Here is a 6,827-nt window from a genome sequence, read left to right as displayed (position 1 = left end):
TGATGAAGATCGTGGAACGGAGTGGACGTGAGTACTTCGCACAGATACCCAAGCGGGCACGACAGATGTGCTCGCTCTTCCCTGAGGCGCTACCTATGGGTTAATTTGCGGAGTTTGGGTTACTTACTATCTCTATCATTCTCTTCAGAATGAGACAAGACGAACTGCGTAGAGTTATCCATAACGCAGTAAGCGAAGAAAAAGGCACGAAACACCGTTTATTAAATTAAATGGATGCTCACCCTCGCCATAGCTGACTTTAGATCGCTCACACGGCTACCGTCGTCCGCTCCTCCACGAAGGAGAGCGCTCTGAGTTGAGCGTCGCCAAAGAGCACAGGCTGCAGGAACTCCGCAGGTATACGCAGCGAGATCACCTTTGACCGTCCGTATCTGCCCCTGCTTACCACCTCAGCGGTGAGCAACTCGAGCGCGTCCAGCTCGGCGATGAAATCGCTGAACCTGCGCTGCGTAAGGACATTCAGACCCATGTGTGTGCATAACTCGCAATACCGGTTATAAACCTCGCCGCTCGAGAACCGGCTGCTCCGCCGATCCCGTCCCAGGGAAAGCACGGCCGAGAGCACGAGTTTCTGCTGCACCGGTAACGCCGTGATCCGCTCAGCCTCCCTGCTCTGCGCGATGTGCTCGCTTGCATAACGAACATGGTCCGCGCGTACCAGTTTGCCTCCGGACTGCTCCGCAATCTCACCAGAGACCCGCAGGAGCTCGAGCGCATAGCCTGCATCGCCCAGCCCGGAATTGGCGAGCGCCGCACAGAGCGGGATCACGGACTCCTCAAGCGCATCAGCAACAAATGCCAGCTCCACGCGGTCGTATAAGATATCCTTGAGCTCATCGGTCGTATAGGGTAGGAATCGCAGCCCCTTCCAGCTCGCTGCAGATCTGGCCTTCGAGTTCTGGAACTTTGAGAAGCTGAGATCGTCGGCGAGACAGATAAAACTCACCTGCGCTTGCTTCAGCTCGCGATTAAGCCGCAGGAGGTACGCAAAGGTCTCATCGCCGTTATGCACCAGCATCTCAAATTCGTCCACGATCACGATCACGTGCCGCACTTCAGCATCAATCGCGCTCTTCAACTCAGCGTAGAGCAGTTCCGCAGGCCAGCCGATCATCGGCACACGCTTGTTGAACTTCCGCGCGAGGTACGCGACGACTCGATAGGGGGTATCGAATATCTCGCTGTTGATATACACCACGTGCGCACGTGTTTCCAGGTCTCGGGTCACGTGCTTCACCGTTGAGGTCTTTCCGGTTCCCATGGCACCGGAGAGCACGATATTTACCGGCGAGCCCATGCGTACAGCATCCGCGAGTACGCGGGTCAACCGCGTTATGTGCTCCTCACGATGCGGGAGCCGGTCAGGGAGATAGGAGGGTCGAAGCACCTCTTTAGCTCTGAAGATGGGACTGCCTTCGCCTTCTTCCGCAGCTGCGCGCATCCGCTCCGCGACCGGTTCAAACATACAGTACCTGATCCTATGGAAGGACTGCATATATAAAGGTTACTGTGGTCCGCCGGTCGAATGCGCGATTGATACCACCGCTGCAGCGAACGGCAACCGGTGCTGAGGACGCTTTACCGCGAGAAGCGGCACCGCCGTGGTTGGATCGTCACCGCCGTACTGCTGATGCCGGTGGTGGAGCAGGTGATTCGCCGTATCGCTGGGTTTTATAGGCACCTAACCTCAATCACAGAACGGTACGGATATGAAAGAGTATCTTCTCGGTAATGTTGCCATCGCCCGTGGGCTCTTTGAGGCCGGCGCGGGTGTCATCACGGGCTATCCTGGCACGCCAGCATCCGAGATCGTTGAGACCGCAGCGCAGTTCGCGAAGCGGTATAACGTGCACGTGGAGTGGTCAGTGAACGAGAAGGTCGCGGTTGAGGTTGCGAGCGGTGCGGCATGGACCGGGACGCGAGCAGCGGCGGTGATGAAGCACGTCGGCCTGAATGTCGCGGCCGATCCGTTCATGACCCTGGCATACACGGGCGTGAAAGCCGGTCTGGTGCTCATCGTCGCGGACGACCCGTATTGTCATTCTTCACAGAACGAGCAAGATACGCGCCGCTACGCACAATTTGCCGGCGTCCCCTGCCTGGATCCTGCAGATCCACAGGAGGCAAAGGACATGTGCCAGGCCGCCTTCGAGCTCTCGGAAGCGCTTGAGCTGCCGGTCATTGTGCGGCCTACGACGCGGGTCTCGCACGCTCGTGCTGATGTCTCACTGGGCTCGATAGAAGAGCGAGCGGAGAAGCTGGAATTCGAGAAGAATCCCGAGCAGTGGGTGATGCTGCCCGTGCACGCACGACCACGGCATACCGAGCTCTTGAAGAAGCAAGCCGCCATGGCGGACGCTTTGTATGACACGCCCTGGAACCAGTTGACGCTTCATCAGAGCGAACTGGGGATCATTGCCTCGGGCATTTCGGGGCTCTACGCGGAAGAGGCGCTCAGGCAGTTGGATACCGAGCTCTCGCTTCTCCGCGTTGGCAGCTTTCCGCCTCCGGTAGCGCTCATCGCCGCGATGCTGAAGACCGTAAAGACGGTACTGGTGCTCGAGGAGCTCGAGCCGGTGCTGGAAGAGTATGTGGAGCGCGTGGCGCTGACCAGCAACCCCTCGGTGAAGATCCTTGGAAAGACGAGCGGTCAGCTTCCACGAGAGGGTGAGTTCGATTTGCTCCTTGTGCACAACGCAATTGCAGGCGTTTTAAACCGTCCTTCACGATATGTCCACCCGCTCAACGTTGCTACTGAGATCTTGCCACCACGACCACCAGTGCTCTGTCCCGGCTGCAGTCACCGTGCGACCTACTATGCCATGCGGAGGGCTTTCGGGAAGGACGCGATCTTTCCCAGCGACATCGGCTGCTATACGCTCGCGGTCGGTATGGGCACGGTCGATACCTGTTTGTGCATGGGCGCAAGCATCACGCAGGCCACCGGCATCAGGTTCGGTGGCGAGCAGCGGCCGATCTGCTGCAGCATCGGCGACTCGACCTTCCTCCATGCGGGACTGCCCGGTTTGCTCAATGCAGCTTACAATAAGGCACGCATTACCGTTGCCATTCTGGACAATGCCACAACGGCGATGACCGGCCATCAGCCGCATCCGGGGACGGGTGCCCTGGCCACCGGCGAGGAGACGAAGGCAGTATCGCTGGAGGCGATCGCGAAGGCGTTAGGCGCGGACCTCGTCGAGACCGTCAATCCGCTCGAGTTGGACGGAACGATCGAGACCTTTTCCCGAGCGCGCGACTTCCAGGGGCTCGCGGTGATCATTGCGAAGCAGGCCTGTGTCACCGATACTCGGCGGGCAGGCATGCGCCGAAAGCCGTTCCGCGTGAATGCTGAGCTGTGCACGGGCTGCAAGAAGTGCGTGGAGTTCGGTTGTCCCGCCATAGAGTTCGATGGCGAACATGCACGCACTAATGCGCTCTGCTCCGGCTGTGGCGTCTGCGCACAGATTTGCCCCAGCGCGGCCATTGAGGAGGTGACCACCACCTGAGAGCAGATGAAAACCTCGACGTGTGACATTATCGTCGTCGGTGTTGGCGGCCAGGGCGTCATTCTCCTCGCTCATGTGATCGGGAAATCCGCACTGAAGGCCGGATATTCAGTGCGCGGTGCGGAGACCCACGGTATGGCGCAGCGCGGTGGCAGCGTCATCACGCATATCAGAATTGGTTGCATATACGGGCCCCTGGTGCCGCCTGGTGGCGCGGATATCCTGGTTGCGCTCGAGCCCGCGGAAGCGCTTCGGTACGCCCATTACCTCGTCAAGGACGGGGTTGTGCTGGTGAACACCAATCCGATACTGCCGGTCACGGTGACGACCGGGAGAGCCACCTATCCGCCGCTGGATGAACTCTGTGCACCGCTTCAGTATATCAGCAAAACGGTTAAAGCGGTCAACGCGACGGAACTGGCGATTGACGCGGGCACGCCACAGGCGATGAACGTCGTGATGCTCGGGCTGCTTGCGGCGTATCTACCATTGCCTGAGGAGCTACTTCTCGAGACGCTCGCCGAATCGATCAAGCCGAAGTATCTGGCGATGAACAAACGCGCGTTCGAACTCGGCAAACAAGCGTGCCTGAGTGAACGAGTTAGATATTTATATTAATAGCGATAGCGCGTTCTTTAGTCTATGACCTCGGAACTCATCGAGAAGATGGATGCCCCGCAGCTCAGGGACTACCTCGACTTTCTACTCTGGCAATATCGCCTCGTTGATGCTTTCTGGTTTATCTATGTCGAAGAGCGATTCGGGATCGATGCCGCTGAAAAGGTCAACGAGCGGGTCTGGGGAAAGACGGCGGAACTCGCGGCTCGCGACATGGTGACGCGATTCGGTATCAAAGAGAAAGGTTTACAAGGCTTTGTTAAGGCCTTGAAGCTCTTTCCCTGGGCTTTGATCATCAACTATGAGATCGAGGAGAAGGAGGACGAGGTGATCCTCTCCGTTCCTCACTGCCCGCCACAGGAGGCGCGGCTCAAACGCGGCCTGGGCGAGTACTTCTGCAAGTGCATGCATTATGCGGAATTCAAGCGGTTTGCGCGCGTGATCGATCCCCGGATCAAGGTTGGCTGCATCTTCGCACCGACCGATCCACATCCCAATGACGTCTTCTGTCAATGGCGATTCACGCTTGCCGAAGAGCCGGTAACTGCACCCGTAAACGTTAACGCGGACGAGTGAAGAGCTTATTCTCGGAATGCCAACGAACGCAGGAGGGTGGACGCTGCTCAACCGCAAGCTGCTTCGCATCCAGACGACTGTTTCGGTGAATGGCGGTTTGCCGGATAGCGATTATACCGTGGGCCCAGCATACCTACAAACACTTCTACAGTGAGAGCACGTGAACGAATGAGGTACGATTGATCGTTATATATTCTGCACCTCTTGCCGCGTTGCGATCGCGATCCCGGCCTTTTGAAGCACCTCCACCGCGCCATTCAGGTCGTCCACACGCACTATTAGCAGCGCGCGCTCAGCCTTGGCCGTCACGAACGCGTAGGCATAGTCCATATTAATGTTGCTCTCGCCGAGCGTCTTCGCAATCTCATAGAGGCCGCCCGGAACGTCTTTGAGCTCCACCGCGAGCACGTCCGTCTCCGAGACCGTGAACCCGCCGTCCCTGAGCACCTGGTAGCCCTTCGCCGTATCGTCCACCACCATCCGGATAACGCCAAAGTCGCCCGCTTCCGCAACCGTTAACGCCCGGATATTCACGCCGCCGCCCGAGAGCGTCTTTGCTACCCTGGCCAAGCTGCCCGGCTTATTCTCCATAAAAATCGAGATCTGCTTTATCGCCACCATCCCTCTTCTCACACCTGCCTCTTGTCTATTACCCGTTTCGCCTTCCCCATTGATCGCGGGATCGACCCGGGCTCCACCAGATTCACTTCCGCCGTGATATTCAAGACGTTCCTGAGCTCTTTCGAGATTCGGTTGCTCAGGGTCATCAAATCCGCGATCTTATCGCTGAACACCTGCTCGGTCACCTCGACCTCGACCGTCATGACGTCCAGCGGCCCTTTACGATCCACAATGATCTGGTAGTGGTCACCCACCTCAGGAATCCGCATGAGCACCGATTCGACCTGGCTCGGGAAGACATTTATCCCCCGCACCACGATCATATCGTCCGTGCGACCGAGAATCCGCAAGATCCGCGGATGCGTGCGCCCGCACTCACAGGGCTCGTGATCGATGATCGTCAGATCTCCAAGCCGGAACCTGATGAGCGGGAAAGCCCATTTATCCAGTGAAGTCACCACCAGTTCGCCGCGCTCGCCATCCGCCACCTGCTCGTCCGTATCCGGATCCACTGCCTCGATCAAGAAGAGATCAGCCCAGACGTGGATGCCGTTCTGCAGATGGCACTCGGTGAACAGCGGTCCGCTCATCTCGCTCGTGCCAAAAATGTCATAGGCTTTGATTCCCGTGGCCTCCTCAATTCGCTTCCGCGTCTCATTCGACCACGGCTCCGCACCGAAGACGCCCACTTTGAGCTTCGTATCATCTCGAATACTGATACCCATATTCTGGGCCACCTCATTAATGTACAGGAAATACGAGGGCGTGCAGGCAATAGCAGTGCTGCCGAGATCCTGCATGAGCTCGATCTGACGTTCGGTATTCCCGGCACCGATCGGGAGCACGGTCGCGCCGATCTTCTCAGCGCCGTAATGCAGCCCGAGCCCACCGGTAAAGAGCCCGTAACCATACCCTACCTGAATCACGTCGCCACGACCCAGGCCGATCGAGGTGAGCGCGCGTGCCAGCGAATCCGTCCACATATCAATGTCACCCTGCGTGTACCCGACCACCGTGGGCTTTCCGGTCGTGCCACTGGAGACATGATAGCGCACCACCCAGTCGCCGGGCAGGCAGAACATGCCGGTAGGATAGGTATTCCGGAGATCGATCTTCTGCGTGAACGGGAGCTTCGTCACGTCACTCAGCTGCTTGATATCGTCTGGCTCCACACCCGTTTCCCTGAACCGATCCCGGTAAAAGGATGAATGGGCATAGACAAAGCGTACCAAAGATCGAAGCCGATCCTCCTGCAATTTGTGCAGATCGTCAACGGGCATTCGCTCGATGTGCGGATTCCAGTACCTGAACATGCGTATCAATCACCAAAGCAACCTATGCTGTCATCCTATAAAAAACCATGTGGTTTCTCCAGCGGTGGTTTCAAGGAAGGAGCCGTGTTGAATCGAAAACGCGCGATAAGCAAGAATACCCTATATATTAATATGGTCAGTGATCACACCTATATACAATACACAGAAC

The 6,827-nt window shown here is 57.6% G+C and carries 6 protein-coding genes; 3 read left to right on the top strand and 3 right to left on the bottom strand.

Features of this window, described 5'->3' with window-relative positions; genetic code table 11:
• Positions 1–268 precede the first annotated feature (268 nt).
• A complete protein-coding gene (locus ENN68_06690) occupies positions 269–1,516 on the bottom strand; it encodes an AAA family ATPase (protein ID HDS45761.1) in 1,248 nt (415 codons plus the stop codon).
• 214 nt (positions 1,517–1,730) lie between these two features.
• On the opposite strand from ENN68_06690, the gene iorA reads away from it, so the two are divergent.
• Genes iorA through ENN68_06675 form a run of 3 tightly spaced genes read left to right on the top strand, consistent with a single transcriptional unit; the run spans position 1,731 to position 4,724 of the window.
• Positions 1,731–3,530 (top strand): indolepyruvate ferredoxin oxidoreductase subunit alpha, encoded by a 1,800-nt coding sequence (gene iorA / locus ENN68_06685; GenBank protein HDS45760.1) that lies wholly within the window; start codon positions 1,731–1,733, stop codon positions 3,528–3,530.
• Positions 3,531–3,536: 6 nt separating this feature from the next.
• A complete protein-coding gene (locus ENN68_06680) occupies positions 3,537–4,148 on the top strand; it encodes an indolepyruvate oxidoreductase subunit beta (protein HDS45759.1) in 612 nt (203 codons plus the stop codon).
• A gap of 24 nt (positions 4,149–4,172) precedes the next feature.
• Entirely contained in the window at positions 4,173–4,724 is a 552-nt protein-coding gene (locus ENN68_06675; GenBank protein ID HDS45758.1) for a hypothetical protein, read from the top strand.
• 186 nt (positions 4,725–4,910) lie between these two features.
• Here ENN68_06675 and ENN68_06670 read toward each other — a convergent pair whose 3' ends face one another.
• Positions 4,911–5,345 (bottom strand): ACT domain-containing protein, encoded by a 435-nt coding sequence (locus ENN68_06670; protein ID HDS45757.1) that lies wholly within the window; start codon positions 5,343–5,345, stop codon positions 4,911–4,913.
• 8 nt (positions 5,346–5,353) lie between these two features.
• Positions 5,354–6,667, bottom strand: a complete 1,314-nt coding sequence (locus ENN68_06665; GenBank protein HDS45756.1) for a phenylacetate--CoA ligase family protein — start codon at positions 6,665–6,667, stop codon at positions 5,354–5,356.
• Positions 6,668–6,827 lie beyond the last annotated feature (160 nt).

The organism is Methanomicrobia archaeon (assembly GCA_011049045.1).
In the GTDB taxonomy this organism is placed as follows: Archaea; Halobacteriota; Syntropharchaeia; order Alkanophagales; family Methanospirareceae; genus JACGMN01.
This window is presented reverse-complemented; position numbering and strand designations above follow the sequence as displayed.